Source organism: Pseudomonas maumuensis (genome assembly GCF_019139675.1).
Lineage (GTDB): Bacteria > Pseudomonadota > Gammaproteobacteria > Pseudomonadales > Pseudomonadaceae > Aquipseudomonas > Aquipseudomonas maumuensis.
Map to the genome: position 1 here is coordinate 4573501 of NZ_CP077077.1, position 17494 is coordinate 4590994.

The window sequence follows — 17494 nt, forward strand, 5'->3', positions numbered from 1 at the left end:
CTTCAGGCCGGCGCGGCCCAGCGGCGCCGGCTGAACTTCAGCCGCACCCGCAGCCTTCGATGCTGTTCCTGCGCCAGGGCGTCCTTGGGGATGCACTGGCTCTGGCTGAACCATTGCCCCTTGCGCACGAAGCGCAGCACTACCACCGCGGGCAAGGCAACGCTGTCACGGCATAGGCGCGCCGGCTGCCACCCCCGGGCACGACTGTATATATGCCAACCACGCGGCTCACGACGCAGGCCGGTGATCGCGTCAGGGTGGGACAACAGGATTCGGCGGGGAATGGCCCAGCAGGCGTGGGCAAGGCAGGCAATGACCAGCAGGCCCTTCAGCCAACCGGGCAGCGCGACCACGACGCCGGCGATGAGCGCCAGCGCCAGGCAGGCGAGGTAGGCCGCCAGCAACAGGCGTGAGCCCTGCCAACGGCACTCGAAACAATCACTTGGGCTGGACACGATCCAGGATGATGCGGACCATGCGCTGCAGCTCCGGGTCTTCGGACTCGGTACGCTCCATGAACCAGCCGAACATGTCCTGGTCCTCGCAGGTCAGCAGGCGACGGTACAGCTCGCGGTCCGCTTCGCTCAGGCTCGGGTAGACTTCCTGGGTGAACGGTACCAGCAGCACGTCCAGTTCCAGCATGCCGCGACGGCTGTGCCAGAAAAGCCGATTGAGTTCAGTTTGTTCGACCATGGGGCCCTCCTCGAATGGTCGCGCAGTATACCGCGCAGCGAATGAAGCGGCACAAGGCGTTGGTCTACTCACCTACCTATTTTGTTACCGGCGTTCTATGATGGCCGCCAGTCTTTTAGCTACCGCGATGACCCATGGCCGATTCCGCTTTCTTCTGTTCCCTCTCCCATGAGGGCATCCTCGCCGTCCGCGGCTCCGACGCCGGCAAGTTCCTGCAGGGTCAACTGACCTGCAACATCAGCTACCTCAGCGAAGCCCATGCGAGCCTTGGTGCCCGCTGCATGGTCAAGGGCCGCATGCAGTCGAGCTTCCGTATCCTGCCCGAGGGCAACGGCTACCTGCTGGCCATGGCCAGCGAGCTGCTCGAGGCGCAGTTGGCCGACCTGAAGAAGTACGCGGTGTTCTCCAAGGCCACGCTGAGCGACGACAGCGCCGCCTGGGCGCGCTTCGGCTTGCAGGACGGCGACGCGGCCCAGCAGGCGCTGAGCCTGAGCGTGGCGGACGAGGCCGGCGCGACCGCGCGTCATGATGGCCTGATCGCCATCCGCGCCTCGGCTGGCCGGGTCGAACTGTGGGCGCCTGCCGAGCGGGCCAGCGCCGTGCGCGAGGCGCTCGCCGCCGCGCTGCCGGAGGGCACGCTCAACGACTGGCTGCTTGGCCAGGTGCGCGCCGGCATCGGCCAGGTCATGGGCCCGACCCGCGAGCTGTTCATCCCGCAGATGATCAACCTGCAGGCCGTCGATGGCGTGAGCTTCAAGAAGGGCTGCTACACCGGCCAGGAGATCGTCGCCCGCATGCAGTACCTGGGTAAGCTCAAGCGCCGCCAGTATCGCCTGGCACTGGCCGAGACAGCGGTACCCGAGCCGGGCGCCGAGATCTTCTCGCCAACCCACGGCTCGTCGGTCGGCGAGGTGGTGATCGCTGCCAGCAGCGGCAGCGCCGTCGAACTGCTGGCGGTGCTCAGCGCCGACGCGGTGGCAGACGACAACCTACACCTGGGCAGCCTCGAAGGCCCGCGCCTGACGCTGCTCGACCTGCCTTACGAACTGGACCGCGACCGGGAAATCCAGCGCTGACCAGCCCGCCCCGGCTTCACGCCGGGGCTGCACCACCTTTGCCGTAGAGAAGTCCATGAACAAGCTGGCCGAGAAGGTCCAAGCGCAATTGCTCGCCGCCATCGACCGGGACGACCTGGTCCTGCCGACGCTTCCGGAAGTTGCCCTGAGCATTCGCGAAGCCGCCGAAGACAGCGAGATCAGCGTGTCCGCCTTGAGCAAGGTGATCGGCCGCGACGCCGCGCTGTCGGCGCGCCTGATCAAGGTGGTCAACAGCCCTCTGCTGCGCGCCGCCGTCGAAGTCACCGATCTGCACACCGCGATCACCCGCCTGGGCATCAACTACAGCTGCAACCTGGCCATCGGCCTGGTGATCGAGCAGATCTTCCATGCCCGCGCCCCGGCGGTCGAACACAAGCTGCGCGATATCTGGGCCAACAGCCTGGATGTGGCGGGCATCAGCTATGAACTGTGCCGACGCTACACCCAACTCAAGCCCGACCAGGCCACCCTCGGCGGCCTGGTGCATCAGATCGGCGCGTTGCCGGTGCTGATCTATGCCGAGGAGCACAACGAGCTGCTGTCCGACCCGATCTGCCTGCATTTCGTGATCGAGCAGATCCAGCCAGTGCTGGGCGACAAGATCCTCAGCGCCTGGGAGTTCCCCGAGCAGCTGGTCAACCTGCCCAGCCAGGTGCAGGACCTGGACCGGCGCACCGACCAGATCGACTACATCGACATCGTCCAGATCGCCCGCTGCATCAGCCAGCGCGAGCGCAGCCGGCCACTGGCCGCCCTGCCCGCCTACCGGCACCTGGGGCTGCCCTACGGCACCGAGCTGGATATCGCCGAACTGCTGGATGCGCGGAGCATGTTGCGCTGAATCGGCAGGGCTGCTCGCGGGGCAAGCCCCGCGATAGCCGACATCAATCCGCGATAAAACTCACCCGCACCTTCAACCCGCCGCGCTCGCCGTCATGCAGGCTGATCTGCGCCAGGTGCGCCCGGCAGATCTCGCCGACGATGGCCAGCCCCAGCCCGCTGCCCTGGGCGCTGCGCCGGTAGAAACGCTCGAACACCCGCTCACGCTCATCCTCGGGAATTCCCGGCCCGTCGTCCTCGACTTCGAGCACAGCCGGCGCCAGGACCCGCAGCACCACATCACCGCCGGGCGGGGTGTGGGCCAGGGCATTGTCAACCAGGTTGCTGAGCAGCTCGTTGAGCAAGGTCGGTTCGCCCTTGAGCCACACCGGCGCCTCGGCCTCCAGCGCCAGGGCAACGCCGCGGGCGTGGGCCAGCGGCGCCATCGCCATGCCCAGCTCGCGGGCCAGCTGGCTCAGGTCCAGGCGCTGGGCACCACCCTCGGCGATGGCCCGGGCGCCGTTCTCCACCCGCGCCAACGACAGCAGTTGGTTGGCCAGATGGGTGAGCCGATCGGTGCCCTGGGCCGCCGCCTCCAGAGTCTTGCGCCACTCCTCTGGCTCCCGTGAGCGCAAGCCCAGTTCGACCCGCGCCTTGAGCGCCGCCAGCGGCGTGCGCAGCTCATGGGCGGCATCGGCGATGAACTGCGCCTGGCGCTCGAACTGGCCACGCAGGCGCTCGGTGAAATGGTTGAGGGCACGCACCAGCGGCCCCAGTTCGCGCTGCACCTGCACTACAGGCAAGGCGCGCAGGTCGTCCGGCTGGCGCTCCTCCACCGCCGTGCGCAAGCGCTCCAGCGGGCGCAGCGCGGCGCTCACCGCGAACCACACCATCACCAGCGCGCCGAAGGCCAGCATCCCCAGGCGCAGCAGGGTGTCGGCCATCAGCCCGCGAGCCATGCGCACCCGCGCCTCCTCGGTCTCGGCCACGCGGATCTCGGCCATGCCGTTCATGTTCGGTTCGCTCACCGCCTTGAGCAGACTGACCACGCGCACGTCCTGGCCCAGGTAGGTGGCGTTGTAGAAGCGCGCCAGCGCCGGGTAGTCGTCGGTGCGTGGTGTGCCTGGTGGCGGGGGCGGCAGGTTCTCGTAGCCGGAAATCAGCTTCTGGTGGATGTCCAGCACCTGGTAGTAGATGCGCCCGGCACTGTCGTAGGCGAAGGTGTCCAGGGCCACGTAGGGCACATCGGCGCTGAGGGTGCCGTCGCGCTGCGACAAGCCGGCGGCAATGGTCCGCGCCGACGCCAGCAAGGTCCGGTCATAGGCGGTGTCGGCAGCTTCGCGGCCATTCCAGTAAGCGCTCAGGCCGCTGGCCAGCATCAGCACCACCAGCAGCAACGCCAGGTTGCCCAGCAAGCGCCCGCGCAGGCTGCCGTTGTCACGCATCGCGGTGCTCGAGCAGGTAACCCAGGCCACGGAAGGTGACGATGGCCACCGGGTGGCCGTCGAGCTTCTTGCGCAGGCGGTGGATGTAGATCTCGATGGCGTCGGGGCTGGCCTCCTCGTCGAGGCCGAACACCTGGGCCGCCAGCTGCTCCTTGCTCATCACCCGGCCGGGGCGGGCAATCAGTGCCTCGAGCACGCTCTGTTCGCGCTGGGTCAAGGTCAGCGGCTCGCCGTCCAGGCCGAAGCGCCGGGTATCCAGGTCGTAGACCAGCGGGCCGCAGCGTTGCTGGCGTTCGCCACCGAGCACGCTGCGCCGCAGCAGGGCCTTGACCCGCGCTTCCAGCTCGGTCAGTTCGAAGGGTTTGGCCAGGTAGTCATCGGCGCCGAGATTCAGCCCGTGTACCCGATCCTTCACATCGCTGCGCGCGGTGAGCATCAGCACCGGCAAGGTCTTGCCGCGCCCGCGCAGGCGCGCCAGCACTTCGAAGCCGTCCATGCGTGGCAGGCCGACATCCAGCACCGCCACGGCATAGTCCTCGCTGGCCAGGGCCAGGTCGGCGGCCACGCCGTCATGCAGCACGTCCACGGTCAGGCCCTGGCTCTTGAGGGCCTGGGCCACGCTTTCGGCCAGTTGCAGATGGTCTTCGACCAGCAGCACACGCATCGGATTCTCCCTGTTCGGCTGGGCTTTTTGCGCGGAGTGTAACCCCGTGGCGGGTGCTGTGAAGCCCTCGCCGGAAACCTTTCACGCTGAAAGGTTAGCGAAAGGTTGGTTGCCTAGCATCGCACCACGGTCGCCCCGCGCGCCGCAAAAAGCACCAGCAAGGTGCAAACACATAAGAACAATAAATGGAGTCACCGACGATGCTGTCCACGCAGCCGCAGGCGTACGCGCCTATCCGTTCCCTCGCCGCCCGACCTTCCGCCCTCGCCAGCGCCTTCGCCCTTGCCGGTGTCGCGCCCATGAGCCAGGCCGCCTTCTTCGAAGACAGCACGGCCACCTTCGAAACCCGCAACATGTACTTCAACCGCGACTTCCGCGACGGTACCAGCACGCAGCAATCCAAGCGCGACGAATGGGCCCAGGGGTTCATGCTCAACTTCGAGTCCGGCTATACCGAAGGCACCGTGGGCTTCGGCCTGGACGCGCTGGGCATGCTCGGGGTCAAGCTCGACTCCAGCAAGGACCGCACCGACACCGGCCTGCTGCCGACCCACGACAACGGCAAGGCTGCCGACGAATACTCCAAGCTCGGCCTGACCGGCAAGGTCAAGGTCTCGCAGACCGAATTGAAGGTCGGCACGTTGATTCCCGAGCTGCCCACGCTGCAGCCCAACGACGGGCGCATCCTGCCGCAGACCTTCGAAGGCGGCCTGGTCACCTCGAAGGAGATCAAAGGCCTGACCTTCACCGGCGCCCGCCTGGAAAAAGCCAAGGACCGCAACGACACCAACTGGGAAGACCTGGCCCTCAACAACAAGAACAGTCGCTTCGGCGGCACCTTCAGCGCCGACCATTTCGACACCGGCGGCCTGGACTACCAGTTCACCGACCGCATCACCGGCAGCTACCACTTCGCCCAGCTCGACGACATCTACCGCCAGCACTTCATCGGCATGCTCGCCACCCAGCCCTGGGGCCCGGGCACCCTGGGCGCCGACCTGCGCCTGGCGATCAGCGACGATGCCGGCGCGGCCAAGGCCGGCAAGATCGACAACACCACCTTCAACGGCATGCTCAGCTACACCTTGGGCGGGCACAAGGTCAGCGGCGCCTGGCAACAGCTCTCCGGCGACAGCGCGTTCCCCTACGTCGACGGCGCCGACCCCTACCTGGTCAACTTCGTCCAGATCAACGACTTCGCAGGCGCCGACGAGCGCTCCTGGCAAGCGCGCTACGACTACAACTTCGCCGCCCTCGGCATCCCCGGCCTGACCTTCATGACCCGCTACATCAGCGGCGACAACGTCAGCCGCGCCGCCGGCGGCGAGGGCAAGGAGTGGGAACGCAACACCGAACTGAAGTACGTGGTACAAAGCGGCCCGTTGAAGAACGTCGCCGTGCGCCTGCGCAACGCCACCTTCCGCTCCAACTTCGCCCGCGACGCGGACGAGGTGCGGCTGCTGGTGAGCTACAGCGTGGCTCTGTGGTAACCCATAACAACAACGCTCACGGAGATAGACGATGACTTTTTCACTGCGCCGCCTCGTCCTGGCCACCGGTTGCCTGCTGCTGGCCGGCAACGCCCTGGCCGCCGAACCCAAACGCCCCGAATGCATCGCCCCGGCCTCGCCCGGCGGCGGTTTCGACCTGACCTGCAAGCTGGTGCAAAGCGCCCTGGTCAACGAGAAGATCCTCAGCAAGCCCATGCGCGTGACCTACATGCCCGGCGGTGTCGGCGCGGTGGCCTACAACGCCGTGGTCGCCCAGCGCCCGGCCGATGCCGGCACGCTGGTGGCCTGGTCCAGCGGTTCGTTGCTGAACCTGGCCCAGGGCAAGTTCGGCCGTTTCGACGAGAACGCAGTGAAATGGTTGGCGGCGGTCGGCACCAGCTATGGCGCCATCGCGGTGAAGAGCGACTCGCCCTACAAGACCCTCGATGACCTGGTCGCAGCCCTGAAGAAGGATCCGAGCAAGGTGGTGATCGGCTCCGGCGGCACCGTCGGCAGCCAGGACTGGATGCAGACCGCGCTGATCGCCAAGGCCGCCGGCATCAACCCACGCGACCTGCGCTACGTGGCCCTGGAAGGCGGCGGCGAGATCGCCACCGCGCTGCTCGGCGGGCATATCCAGGTGGGCTCCACCGACATTTCCGACTCCATGCCGCACATCCAGAGCGGCAACATGCGCATCCTCGCGGTGTTCTCCGAAAAACGCCTGGACGAGCCGGAGATGAAAGACATTCCCACCGCCAAGGAGCAGGGCTACGACATCGTCTGGCCGGTGGTGCGCGGGTTCTACCTCGGGCCGAAGGTCAGCGACGAGGACTACGCCTGGTGGAAGGCCTCGTTCGACAAGCTGCTGGCGTCGGAAGACTTCGCCAAGCTGCGTGACCAGCGCGAGCTGTTCCCGTTCGCCATGACCGGCGAGGAGCTGGACGGCTATGTGAAGAAGCAGGTGGCGGACTACAAGGCGCTGGCCCGGGAATTCGGCCTGATCCAGTAAGCCATGCAGCCTGTACTGGCCTCATCGCCGGCAAGCCGGCTCCCACAGGGCCTGCGCTAGGTTCTGAAGCGGCGGATGCCCTGTGGGAGCTGGCTTGCCAGCGATACGGCCAGCACAGATCCCGAGTTGTGCTTCGGCAATCCTTTTCGAGGATTTCTACATGATCCTGCAACGCCTCTTCGCCCTCGTCCTGCTGGCGCTGTGCGTCGTGCTGGCGGTGATGGCCTGGCCCTATCAAGCCGCCTTCTCCTACGAACCGGTGGGCCCGCGCGCCTACCCGCTGCTGATGCTCGGCCTGATGAGCCTGGGCCTGCTGTACCTGGCGATCCGTCCCACGCCGATCGTGCGCAAGGACGACGAACCTGAACTGGACCGCGAAACCCTGATCAAGGTCGCCGCCTGCGTCGGCCTGCTGCTGGTCTTCGCCAGCACCTTCGAGGCCCTGGGCTTCATCCTCAGCGCCACGCTGGTCGGTGTCCCCATGGCCCGCCTGTACGGTGGCCGCTGGCTGCACAGCGTCATCGTGGTGGTGGGTATGAGCATCTTCCTCTACTGGCTGTTCGACCGGGTGATGGACGTCCCCCTGCCCCTCGGCCTGCTCGACGTACTGGAGAACTGACACATGGATACCTTGAGCTACCTGGGCCAGGGCTTCGGCGTTGCCTTGAGCCCGTACAACCTGGTCACCGCCCTGACCGGCACCCTGATCGGCACCGTGGTCGGCCTGCTGCCGGGCCTGGGCCCGATCAACGGCGTGGCCCTGCTGATCCCCATCGCCTTCGCCCTCGGCCTGCCGCCGGAGTCGGCGCTGATCCTGCTGGCCGCCGTGTACCTGGGCTGCGAGTACGGCGGGCGGATCAGTTCGATCCTGCTGAACATTCCGGGCGAAGCCTCCACCGTGATGACCACCCTCGACGGCTACCCCATGGCTCGCCAGGGCCTGGCCGGCGTGGCCCTGTCGCTGTCGGCCTGGAGCTCGTTCATCGGTGCCTTCATCGCCACCTGCGGCATGGTGCTGTTCGCCCCGCTGCTGGCGAAATGGGCAATCGCCTTCGGCCCGGCGGAGTACTTCGTGCTGATGGTGTTCGCCATCGTCGCCCTCGGCGGCATGGCCGGCGACAAGCCACTGAAGACGTTCATCGCGGCGCTGATCGGCCTGTTCCTCTCGGCGGTGGGCATCGACGCCAACAGCGGCGTGTACCGTTTCACCGGTGACAGCGTGCATCTGGCCGACGGCATCCAGTTCGTGGTGCTGGTGCTGGGGCTGTTCTCGATCAGCGAGATCCTCCTGCTGCTTGAAAAGACCCATCACGGCCATGTGGCGGTCAAGGCCACCGGACGCATGCTGTTCAATCTCAAGGAAGCGGCGTCGGTATTCTTCGTCAACGTCCGCTGCGGCTTGCTGGGCTTCTTCATGGGCGTGTTGCCGGGCGCTGGCGCGACCCTGGCCAGTGCCGTGGCCTACATGACCGAGAAGCGCATCGCCGGCGAAAAAGGCAAGTTCGGCAAGGGCGACGCCCGCGGCCTGGCTGCCCCGGAAACCGCCATCGGCGCCTCCTGCTGTGGCGCCCTGGTGCCGATGCTGACCCTCGGCGTGCCGGGTTCTGGCACCACCGCGGTGATGATCGGCGCGCTGACGCTGTACAACATCACCCCCGGCCCGCTGTTGTTCGAACAGCAGCCGGACATCGTCTGGGGCCTGATCGCCTCGCTGTTCATCGCCAACATCATGCTGGTGATCCTGAACATCCCGATGATCCGCATCTTCACCCGCATCCTTGCCGTGCCGAACTGGGCACTGGTGCCGGTGATCGCGATCATCACCGCGATCGGTGTGTACGCGGTGCATGCAACCACCTTCGACCTGTTCCTGATGGTCGGCATCGGCATCATGGGCTACATCCTGCGCAAGCTGGACTTCCCGCTTTCGCCGATCCTGCTCGGGTTCATCCTCGGCGGGTTGATGGAGCAGAACCTGCGCCGCGCGCTGTCTATCTCCAACGGCGAACTGGGCATCCTCTGGTCGAGCCCGATCAGCATGGGCGTGTGGGTGCTGGTGGTCTGCATGCTGAGCCTGCCGCTGCTGCGTATCTGGCGCAAACGTGCCCTGCAGCGCCGGGCCATGGCCGATGCCTGACCGGTCGTTGCCACTGTTCTGGGCCACCGGGCTGGTCGGCCTTGCGGGCGGTTATGCCGCCAGCAAGGTCGGCTGGCCCTTGCCCTGGATGGTCGGCTCGTTGCTGGCGATCATCCTGGTGCGCTGCCTGACTCCCTGGCAGCTCAGTGAAATCCCCAATGGCCGCAAATGCGGGCAATGGATCATCGGCATCGGCATCGGCCTGCACTTTACCCCGGCGGTGATCGAACAGGTGGCCAGCCACTTCGCGCTGATCTTCTTCGGCGCGCTGTTCACCACTCTCTCCAGCGTGATCAGCGTGTGGCTGCTGCGGCGCACCGGTGAAGACCGGGCGACGGCGTTCTTCGCCAGCATGCCGGGCGGCTCGGGCGAGATGGTCAACCTCGGCGCGCGCAATGGCGCGGTGCTCAGCCAGGTGGCCGCGGCGCAGAGCCTGCGGGTGCTGGCGGTGGTGCTGTGCGTGCCGGCACTGTTCAAACTGCTGCTGGGCGATGGCGTGCCGCTGAACCATGCGGGCAGCGTGAGCTGGGGCTGGCTGGCGTTGATAGCGCCGCTTGGGGTGCTCATGGCACTGCTGTGGCAACGCCTGCGCCAACCCAACCCTTGGCTGTTCGGGCCGTTGCTGGTGGCTGCCGGCGTAAGCCTGGCGGGTAACCTGCAGATCGGCCTGCCCAACGGCGCCAGCCAGATCGGCCAGTGGCTGATCGGCAGTGGCCTGGCCTGCCACTTCAACCGGGCGTTCTTCCGCCGGGCGCCATCGTTCCTGGGGCGCACCCTGCTGGCCACGGCGTTGTGCATGCTGATCGCCGCCGGCGCGGCCTGGGCGCTGAGCCTGCTGACGCACCTGGACCTGCGCTCGCTGACCCTGGGCATGATGCCCGGGGGCATCGCCGAGATGAGCCTGACGGCCGAGACCTTGCAACTGTCGGTGCCGCTGGTGACGGCGCTGCAGGTGATGCGCTTGCTGTTCGTGCTGTTCCTGGCCGAGCCGTTGTTCCGGCAGTGGGCCAGGCACTGAGCAAGATGGGCCGCTTCGCGGCCCTCTTTTCAGGTCACAACGGGGGCAACGCCCAATCTATCGGCGCCATGCCGCGCTGCTCGAGGAAGCTGTTGGTGCGGCTGAAATGCCCGCAACCAAAGAACCCACGGTAGGCCGACAACGGCGACGGGTGTACCGATTTGAGCACCAGGTGCTTGCTGGCATCGATCAGCTTCTGCTTGCTCTGCGCATGGGAGCCCCACAGCAGGAACACCACATTCGGACACTGCTCGCTGACCACCTGGATGATCCGGTCGGTAAAGAACTCCCAACCTTTTTTCGCGTGGGACGCAGCGTTGGCCCGCTCCACGGTCATGGTGGTGTTGAGCAGCAACACGCCCTGCTCCGCCCAGCTCTGCAGGTAGCCGTGGCTGGGGATCGGCAAGTTGAGGTCGCGCTGCAGCTCCTTGTAGATATTGACCAGTGACGGCGGCGTGGCGATGCCCGGCTGCACCGAGAAACACAGGCCATGGGCCTGGCCGGGGCCGTGGTACGGGTCCTGACCGAGGATGACCACCTTGACCTGCTCCAGCGGCGTGGAGTTCAGGGCGTTGAAGATCAGCGGTCCCGGCGGGTAGATCTCCTTGCCGGCGGCGTACTCGCCGCGCAGGAACTCGCGCAACTGGTGCATGTAGGGCTGGTCGAACTCGGCACGCAGCGCGGCTTTCCAGCTGGGCTCGAGTTTGATGCGATCGTCGTCGGTCATGGGGGCATCCAAAAGCAAAGTGCCGCGACACTAGGAAAGCCTGACCGGCTTGTCAATCGATCCGACCGACGACCGGCAGCTTCGGCACGCCGGGCCATACTGAGGGGATGACTTGCGTGAGGTAGTCCATGGCCATTCAATGCGAGGTATTGACCGGCGCCGATGGCGCCCGTATCGGCATCGCCACCCTTGACGCGCCCAAGGCGCTCAATGCCCTGACGTTGCCCATGATCGAAGTGCTCGACGAACGGCTGCGCGCCTGGGCCAGCGACCCCGGGATCGTCTGCGTGCTGCTGCGCGGCAACGGGCCGAAAGCGTTCTGTGCCGGCGGTGATGTCCGTGCCCTGGTTCAGGCGTGCCGTACACATCCCGGCAGCGTACCGCCACTGGCCGCCACCTTCTTTGCCAGCGAGTACCGCCTCGACCATCACCTGCATATCTACCCCAAGCCTCTGCTGTGCTGGGGCCACGGCCACGTGCTGGGTGGCGGCATGGGCTTGCTGCAAGGCGCTGCGGTGCGCATCGTCACTCCCAGCAGCCGCCTGGCCATGCCCGAGATCAGCATCGGCCTGTATCCCGACGTCGGCGCTAGCTGGTTCCTGGCCCGACTGCCCGGCAAGCTTGGCCTGTTCCTGGGGCTGACCGGCGCGCCCCTCAATGCCCGCGATGCGCTGGACCTCGGCCTGGCCGACCGCTTTCTGGGCGAACATCAGCAGGAAGCGCTGATCGAAGAGCTGCTGCAGTTGAACTGGCAGGAGCAGACCGCCCTGCAGCTCAACAGCCTGCTCAAGGCCGAACAGCATCGTGCCTGCGTCGAACTGCCCGAAGGGCAATGGCTGGCACGTCGGGCCGCGATCGACGAAGTGCTCGATGTGGCCGACCCCGTCGCAGCCTGGCGGGCTTTGGCCGGCCTGGCCCAGCATGCCGATCCGTTGCTGGCGGCGGCGGGTCAACGCCTGCACGAGGGCTGCCCGCTGACGGCGCACCTGGTATGGGAACAGATCCGCCGGGCACGACACCTTTCGTTGGCGCAGGTGTTCCAGATGGAGTACACGATGAGCCTGAACTGCTGCCGTCACCCGGAGTTCAGCGAAGGGGTGCGCGCCCGCCTGCTGGACAAGGACAACACCCCGCACTGGCACTGGCCGGATGTGGCGCAGGTGCCAGCGGCGGTGGTGGAGGCGCATTTCAGCAAGGTCTGGGAGGGGCGGCACCCGCTGGCGGAACTGGGATGACGCATCGCGGGGCATGTCCGCACTCGGTCAACGCGACCAGCCCCGGTCGCCACCTCGCCCGCCGTCTGGTCGACGGTCGCGATTGCCCTGCCCGTTCGAATGCCAGCGATCACCTCGGCGATCGTCATTGCGATAGTCGTGGCGGTCGCGATCGCGCCCATAGTCGTAGCGCTGGCGGTTGCCATAGTCATAGCGCGGGTTGCCTTGCCAGCGCGGCTGCACGCCGGGCGCCGGATAAGGACGGTACTGCGGCACTGGCGCGGGCCGGTAGTAACGCGGCGCGGGCTGGTAGTAGTAACGTGGCTGCGGCGCCACATAGTAGCGATCCTGACGGTAGTAGCCAGGGTAAACGTAGCGATCGCTGGTGTAGTAGTCACGGCGGTAGTAGCCGTTGTCCGCGTAGTAAGGGGCGCAGGCGGATGTCAGCAGTCCGAGCAGGACGATGAGCAGGATTCGTGGGTACATGGCGGCCTCCTGGACCGCAGGGGTGCCCGGCACAGCGGCGCTGGCGGGCGTCGACGGCAATGCGTTGATCGACACTGGATAAGACAGTCGCGCCAGGGTTCGGTGCCATTTCCGCAACAAATTGAAACAGGTCGTATAACCCTAAAAAACATGCAGTCATTTTTCGGTCATCTCACTAGAATGTGGCCACCGGCACACTTCACGGGAAGATCATGCCTTCGCCCTCCACCCTGTTCTCGCAACGCTCGCTGATCCTTGCCCTGCTGCTGTTGCTGGCCTGCGGCTTCCTGGCCACCTCGCTGTTGAGCTACTACGCCTCGCGCGGGGCGATCCGCGACGGGATCGTCAACACCGAACTGCCGCTGACCTCCGACACGGTCTATTCGGAAATCCAGAAAGACCTGATTCGCCCGGTGCTGATCTCATCGATGATGGCCCAGGACACCTTCCTGCGGGACTGGGTACTGGGCGGCGAGCAGGACACCACGCGTGTTACCCGCTACCTCGGCGAAGTGATGGGCAGCCAGGTCACCTGCACCAGCTTCTTCGTTTCCGACCGCAGCCTCACCTACTACCAGGCCAAGGGCGTGCTCAAGCAGGTCCGCCCCGATGCCTGGCGCGACGCCTGGTACTTTCGCCTGCGCCAGTCGAACAAGCCCTACGAGATCAATGTCGACCTGGACATGGCCAACCAGGACAAGCTCACCGTGTTCATCAACCACCGCGTGCTCGACTACCAGCAACGCTTCATCGGCGCCGCCGGGGTGGGCCTGAGCGTGGAGTCGGTGGTACGCCTGATCGACGACTATCAGCGCAGGTACCAGCGTTCGGTGCTGTTCACCGATGCCCAGGGCAAGGTCCTGCTGACCGGCTCCGACGGTGGGCCCCACGGCTTGCGCGCCGGCCAGCAACTGGCCGACAGCAACCAGTGGCAGGCGTTGCTGGCACGCATGCCGACACCCACCACCGGCAGCCATGAGTACACCGACAACGACGGCCACAGCCACTTCCTCAACGTGCGCCTGCTGCCGGAGCTGGGCTGGTACCTGCTGGTGGACAAACGCGAGACCGGCGCCCTGGAGCGCATCCGCCAGTCGCTGTACCTGAACCTGGCGATCTGCGCGATGATCACCCTGGTCGTGCTGTCGCTGCTCAACGCCATGGTCAAGCGCCACCAGGACAACGCCGAGGCGCTGGCCACCCTCGACAGCCTCACCGGCCTGCCCAACCGCCGCAGCTTCGACCTGCTGGCCGGCCAGGCACTGGTCGAGGCCCAGCGCGACAGCGCGCCGCTGGTCGCCCTGCTGATCGACCTCGATCATTTCAAGGCCCTCAACGACACCCACGGCCACCTGGCCGGCGACGAAGTGCTGCGCCAGTTCGCCAATGTGCTGCAGGGCAGCCTGCGCCAGTCCGATATACTCTGCCGCTGGGGTGGCGAGGAGTTCATCGTGCTGCTGCGTGAAACCGAAGGCCGCCAGGCCATCGAGGTGGCGGAAAAAATCCGTCGGCGCACCGAGCAGTTGACCTTCAGCTATGCCGACCAGCCGCTGCGCCTGACCGCGAGCATCGGCCTGTCCGCCCTGCAGCGCGGCGACAGCCTGCACAATCTGCTGACCCGCGCCGACCACGCCCTCTATCGTGCCAAACAAGGTGGACGCAATCGCGTCTGCAGCGAGATGCCCGGAACCGACCATGCCTGACCCCCAACGCTGCCCCGCCTGCGGCGCCCTCAACCAATGCGGCCTGGCCGATCCGCGCAACGCCACGCAAGGCTGCTGGTGCTTCGAGGTGGTCATCGACTCGGCAGTCATCGAAGCCCTGCCCGCCGAACTTCGCGACAAGGCCTGCCTGTGCCCGCGCTGCGCACAGGTAGACGCGCAGCTCAAGGCAGCGCAGGCGCGCACTATCCGTTAGACTGCGCGCCGATTTCCCGCAAACGACCCTCCATGCGCCTCGACCGATTCCTCGGCAACCTGCCCTGCTACAACCGCCAGCAAGTGCGCCTGCTGCTGGCCCAAGGGCGTGTGCGCGTGGACGGCATGGTGACCGCCGACCCACTGCTGGAGGTGCGCGAATTCAGCCGCGTCGAAGTGGACGAGCAGGTGTACCAAGCCGGTCGCCCGGCACGCTACCTGATGCTGCACAAGCCCGCCGGCTGCGTCAGCGCCACCCACGACCCGCAGCACCGCACCGTGCTCGACCTGCTGCCGGCGGCGCTACGCGATGAGCTGCACATCGCCGGGCGCCTGGACTACAACACCACCGGGCTGATGATCCTGACCAACGATGGCCAGTGGTCGCGGCGCCTGACCCAGCCCCGGACCAAGCAGCCCAAGACCTATCTGGTGCATACCGAGGACGAGATTGGTGCGCACTACGTCGACAAGTTCCGTGAAGGCGTCTACTTCGCCTTCGAAGACCTCACCACCCTGCCCGCGCAGCTGGATGTCCTCGGCCCGCGCAGCGCGCGCCTGACCATCGTCGAGGGCCGCTATCACCAGGTGAAGCGGATGTTCGGACACTTCCAGAACAAGGTGGTGGCGCTGCATCGGGAAAGCATGGGGTCAATCACACTGGACCCGATATTGCATCCTGGAGAGTTCAGGGCGCTGACCGACGAGGAAGTCGCCTCGGTCTGAGCCGATCACCATTCGGCGGTTTCCCACGAAAGATTGTCCCAACGGCACTTGCGCGATCCTGCCCGCGCTGCTTGACTGCTAACTCGTCGGTCTGCATGTGACCAGCCAGTCACAACCGTAGTCCAAGACGCCCTTTACCGGCCACCCGGGGTCTCGATGCCCTGGGGCACGGTAATCGCCCGCCACAACAATACCGTCGACACCAGCGTCAAGGATCGACACAAGGGCCCACCGGTTTTCAGTTCCAGGCGAATGCCTACCTGTCATAAAGCACGTGCATCCTGATGGCCAGTCCGGTCGGTTCGGCGCCAGCCCGCCAAGCGACCACGCAGGTCAGCAGGTGACGCGAATACCCTTTTTGCGCCAGGAGTCGATGACATGAGGCCAGAAATCGCTGTACTTGATATCCAAGGGCAGTACCGGGTTTACACGGAGTTCCATCGCGCGCAGGGCGCCGAGAAGACGATCATCCTGATCAATGGCTCGTTGGCCACCACGGCGTCCTTTGCACAGACAGTGCGCAACCTGCACCCACAGTTCAACGTGGTGCTGTACGACCAGCCGTACGCCGGCAAGTCGAAACCCCACAACCGCCATGAACGCTTGCTGACCAAGGAGACCGAGGCGCACATCCTGCTCGAGCTGATCGAGCACTTCCGCGCCGACCACGTGATGTCGTTCTCCTGGGGCGGCGCCTGCACCCTGCTGGCCCTGGCGCACCAGCCGCGGCTGGTGAAAAAGGCCATCGTCAGCTCGTTCTCGCCGGTGATCAACGAACCGATGCGCGACTACCTGGATCGCGGCTGCCAGTACCTGGCCGCCTGCGACCGCTACCAGGTGGGCAACCTGGTCAACGACACCATCGGCAAGTACCTGCCGTCGTTGTTCAAGCGCTTCAACTACCGGCACGTCAGCAGCCTGGACAGCCACGAGTACGCGCAGATGCACTTCCACATCAACCAGGTGCTCGAGCATGACCTTGAGCGGGCGCTGAAGGCCGCGCGCAACATCGACATCCCGGTGCTGTTCATCAACGGCGACCGCGACGAGTACACCACCGTCGAGGATGCCCGCCAGTTCAGCCGCCATGTCGGGCGTAGCCAGTTCAGTGTGATCCGCGGGGCCGGTCACTTCCTGGACATGGAACACAAAAGCGCCTGCGAGGATACCCGCGATGCCATGCTCGGTTTCCTCAAGCCGGCCTTGCGTGAATCCCGCCAACGCTACGCACAGGAACCGGGGCAGCATGCACTGGCGATCTGAACGCATCGGCGTCCTGTAGCCCTCGTTACCCGCAGGCTACGGGCCGCCGACAGGCTTTTTTACAACCGTGGGGCTTCTCATTCGAGGAGGGTTCTGGTAAAAAGGCTGGCTTCGAAGCGGGTATAGTTTATTGGTAAAACTATAGCTTCCCAAGCTATTGAGGAGGGTTCGATTCCCTCTACCCGCTCCATCTCGCATTCCCCGCACGACGTTCCAATAACGTCGTCGCTGTCAAAAGGAGCCTCGGCTCCTTTTTTCGTTTCTGCGCTTGAAACTCAAAGCACCGCTGAGAATACCAAGGTCAATCCTCATTGCCCTTCTCGGTCTTCAAACGCCGACCGAACGGCCTCCCCGATTCGGGCTGCGAGGCGCTCGTCGTCGAGCTGCGGATATTGCTTCTTGAGCTTGCCTGAAACATTCCAGCCATTCTCCTTCACCGCGCGAATGATGCGGCTTGCATCCTGGTCTGGCATCTCCACCACATTTTTCCGGAAGCCCAAAAACGCTAATATTTTTTGACTATCACCGCAAAACAATACCGCCAGCCGTCAAACGCAAAAATACTACGGGACACACAAATTCACTACCGATTCAGATGGTTTACTCAAAAACGATAATGAAAGCGCTCCTCGCGAATTCCTTGGCCGCTCATCTCCCCTGCCCGAAGTTTGTCCTATAACCGTTCGATTCACTCTCCCGCTCCAACTCGTATTCCGTCCACGTCGTCTCTGTCAAAAGGAGCGTCGACTGTTTTTTCGTTTCCAACGTGCCTTTGTTGATCTGGCCC

At 65.4% G+C, this 17494-nt stretch carries 18 protein-coding genes, 1 tRNA gene and 1 pseudogene; 13 read left to right on the forward strand and 7 right to left on the reverse strand.

Annotated elements, in window-relative coordinates:
• Nucleotides 1–2 precede the first annotated feature (2 nt).
• Entirely contained in the window at nucleotides 3–455 is a 453-nt protein-coding gene (locus tag KSS90_RS20435) for a protein YgfX (protein WP_217867029.1), read from the reverse strand.
• A complete protein-coding gene (locus KSS90_RS20440) occupies nucleotides 439–693 on the reverse strand; it encodes an FAD assembly factor SdhE (protein WP_023631750.1) in 255 nt (84 codons plus the stop codon). Before KSS90_RS20440 ends, KSS90_RS20435 begins: the two co-directional genes overlap by 17 nt.
• Before the next feature lie 134 nt (nucleotides 694–827).
• Between KSS90_RS20440 and ygfZ the strand changes: the two genes are divergently transcribed.
• Both ygfZ and KSS90_RS20450 read left to right on the forward strand, forming a co-directional pair.
• Nucleotides 828–1769: a CAF17-like 4Fe-4S cluster assembly/insertion protein YgfZ gene (gene ygfZ, locus KSS90_RS20445; protein ID WP_217867030.1), complete on the forward strand. Its 942-nt coding sequence runs from the start codon at nucleotides 828–830 to the stop codon at nucleotides 1767–1769.
• Between the two features lie 55 nt (nucleotides 1770–1824).
• Complete coding sequence (locus KSS90_RS20450; protein WP_023632685.1) at nucleotides 1825–2631, forward strand: HDOD domain-containing protein; 807 nt, start codon at nucleotides 1825–1827, stop codon at nucleotides 2629–2631.
• 43 nt (nucleotides 2632–2674) lie between these two features.
• On the opposite strand, the gene KSS90_RS20455 is transcribed toward KSS90_RS20450, so the two are convergent.
• Nucleotides 2675–4054 (reverse strand): sensor histidine kinase, encoded by a 1380-nt coding sequence (locus KSS90_RS20455; protein ID WP_217867031.1) that lies wholly within the window; start codon nucleotides 4052–4054, stop codon nucleotides 2675–2677.
• Nucleotides 4047–4718, reverse strand: a complete 672-nt coding sequence (locus tag KSS90_RS20460; protein ID WP_038705540.1) for a response regulator — start codon at nucleotides 4716–4718, stop codon at nucleotides 4047–4049. Before KSS90_RS20460 ends, KSS90_RS20455 begins: the two co-directional genes overlap by 8 nt.
• A gap of 200 nt (nucleotides 4719–4918) precedes the next feature.
• Between KSS90_RS20460 and KSS90_RS20465 the strand changes: the two genes are divergently transcribed.
• From KSS90_RS20465 to KSS90_RS20485, 5 genes are all read left to right on the forward strand, one after another.
• Nucleotides 4919–6208, forward strand: a complete 1290-nt coding sequence (locus tag KSS90_RS20465) for an OprD family porin (protein WP_217867032.1) — start codon at nucleotides 4919–4921, stop codon at nucleotides 6206–6208.
• Nucleotides 6209–6239: 31 nt separating this feature from the next.
• The gene (locus KSS90_RS20470) at nucleotides 6240–7220 is read left to right on the forward strand and encodes a Bug family tripartite tricarboxylate transporter substrate binding protein (RefSeq protein ID WP_217867033.1); all 981 of its coding nucleotides are present in this window, start codon (nucleotides 6240–6242) and stop codon (nucleotides 7218–7220) included.
• Between the two features lie 160 nt (nucleotides 7221–7380).
• Nucleotides 7381–7839 carry a tripartite tricarboxylate transporter TctB family protein gene (locus KSS90_RS20475; RefSeq protein WP_217867034.1) on the forward strand — a complete coding sequence of 153 codons (459 nt, stop codon included), beginning with the start codon at nucleotides 7381–7383 and terminating at the stop codon, nucleotides 7837–7839.
• A gap of 3 nt (nucleotides 7840–7842) precedes the next feature.
• The gene (locus KSS90_RS20480) at nucleotides 7843–9357 is read left to right on the forward strand and encodes a tripartite tricarboxylate transporter permease (protein WP_217867035.1); all 1515 of its coding nucleotides are present in this window, start codon (nucleotides 7843–7845) and stop codon (nucleotides 9355–9357) included.
• Nucleotides 9350–10375: an AbrB family transcriptional regulator gene (locus KSS90_RS20485; RefSeq protein ID WP_217867036.1), complete on the forward strand. Its 1026-nt coding sequence runs from the start codon at nucleotides 9350–9352 to the stop codon at nucleotides 10373–10375. The genes KSS90_RS20480 and KSS90_RS20485 overlap by 8 nt, the downstream gene beginning before the upstream one ends.
• Nucleotides 10376–10409: 34 nt before the next feature.
• Here KSS90_RS20485 and ung read toward each other — a convergent pair whose 3' ends face one another.
• The gene (gene ung / locus KSS90_RS20490) at nucleotides 10410–11102 is read right to left on the reverse strand and encodes a uracil-DNA glycosylase (protein WP_217867037.1); all 693 of its coding nucleotides are present in this window, start codon (nucleotides 11100–11102) and stop codon (nucleotides 10410–10412) included.
• A 128-nt stretch (nucleotides 11103–11230) separates the two neighbouring features.
• On the opposite strand from ung, the gene dspII reads away from it, so the two are divergent.
• Nucleotides 11231–12337, forward strand: a complete 1107-nt coding sequence (gene dspII, locus KSS90_RS20495) for an enoyl-CoA hydratase/isomerase DspII (RefSeq protein ID WP_217867038.1) — start codon at nucleotides 11231–11233, stop codon at nucleotides 12335–12337.
• A gap of 27 nt (nucleotides 12338–12364) precedes the next feature.
• Here dspII and KSS90_RS20500 read toward each other — a convergent pair whose 3' ends face one another.
• Entirely contained in the window at nucleotides 12365–12802 is a 438-nt protein-coding gene (locus KSS90_RS20500) for a hypothetical protein (protein WP_217867039.1), read from the reverse strand.
• Nucleotides 12803–13014: 212 nt separating this feature from the next.
• Between KSS90_RS20500 and KSS90_RS20505 the strand changes: the two genes are divergently transcribed.
• The 5 genes from KSS90_RS20505 (at nucleotide 13015) to KSS90_RS20525 (ending at nucleotide 16897) form a co-directional block, all read left to right on the forward strand.
• A complete protein-coding gene (locus tag KSS90_RS20505) occupies nucleotides 13015–14505 on the forward strand; it encodes a sensor domain-containing diguanylate cyclase (protein WP_217867040.1) in 1491 nt (496 codons plus the stop codon).
• A complete protein-coding gene (locus KSS90_RS20510; protein ID WP_046856883.1) occupies nucleotides 14498–14719 on the forward strand; it encodes a cysteine-rich CWC family protein in 222 nt (73 codons plus the stop codon). Before KSS90_RS20505 ends, KSS90_RS20510 begins: the two co-directional genes overlap by 8 nt.
• A gap of 32 nt (nucleotides 14720–14751) precedes the next feature.
• Nucleotides 14752–15444, forward strand: a complete 693-nt coding sequence (locus KSS90_RS20515; RefSeq protein ID WP_217867041.1) for a pseudouridine synthase — start codon at nucleotides 14752–14754, stop codon at nucleotides 15442–15444.
• Nucleotides 15445–15822: 378 nt separating this feature from the next.
• Nucleotides 15823–16707 carry an alpha/beta fold hydrolase gene (locus KSS90_RS20520; protein WP_217867042.1) on the forward strand — a complete coding sequence of 295 codons (885 nt, stop codon included), beginning with the start codon at nucleotides 15823–15825 and terminating at the stop codon, nucleotides 16705–16707.
• 116 nt (nucleotides 16708–16823) lie between these two features.
• Nucleotides 16824–16897 (forward strand) — tRNA-Gly (locus tag KSS90_RS20525).
• 118 nt (nucleotides 16898–17015) lie between these two features.
• On the opposite strand, the pseudogene KSS90_RS20530 reads toward KSS90_RS20525, so the two are convergent.
• Nucleotides 17016–17195: pseudogene (locus tag KSS90_RS20530) on the reverse strand (Fic family protein); the annotation flags it as partial.
• Nucleotides 17196–17494 lie beyond the last annotated feature (299 nt).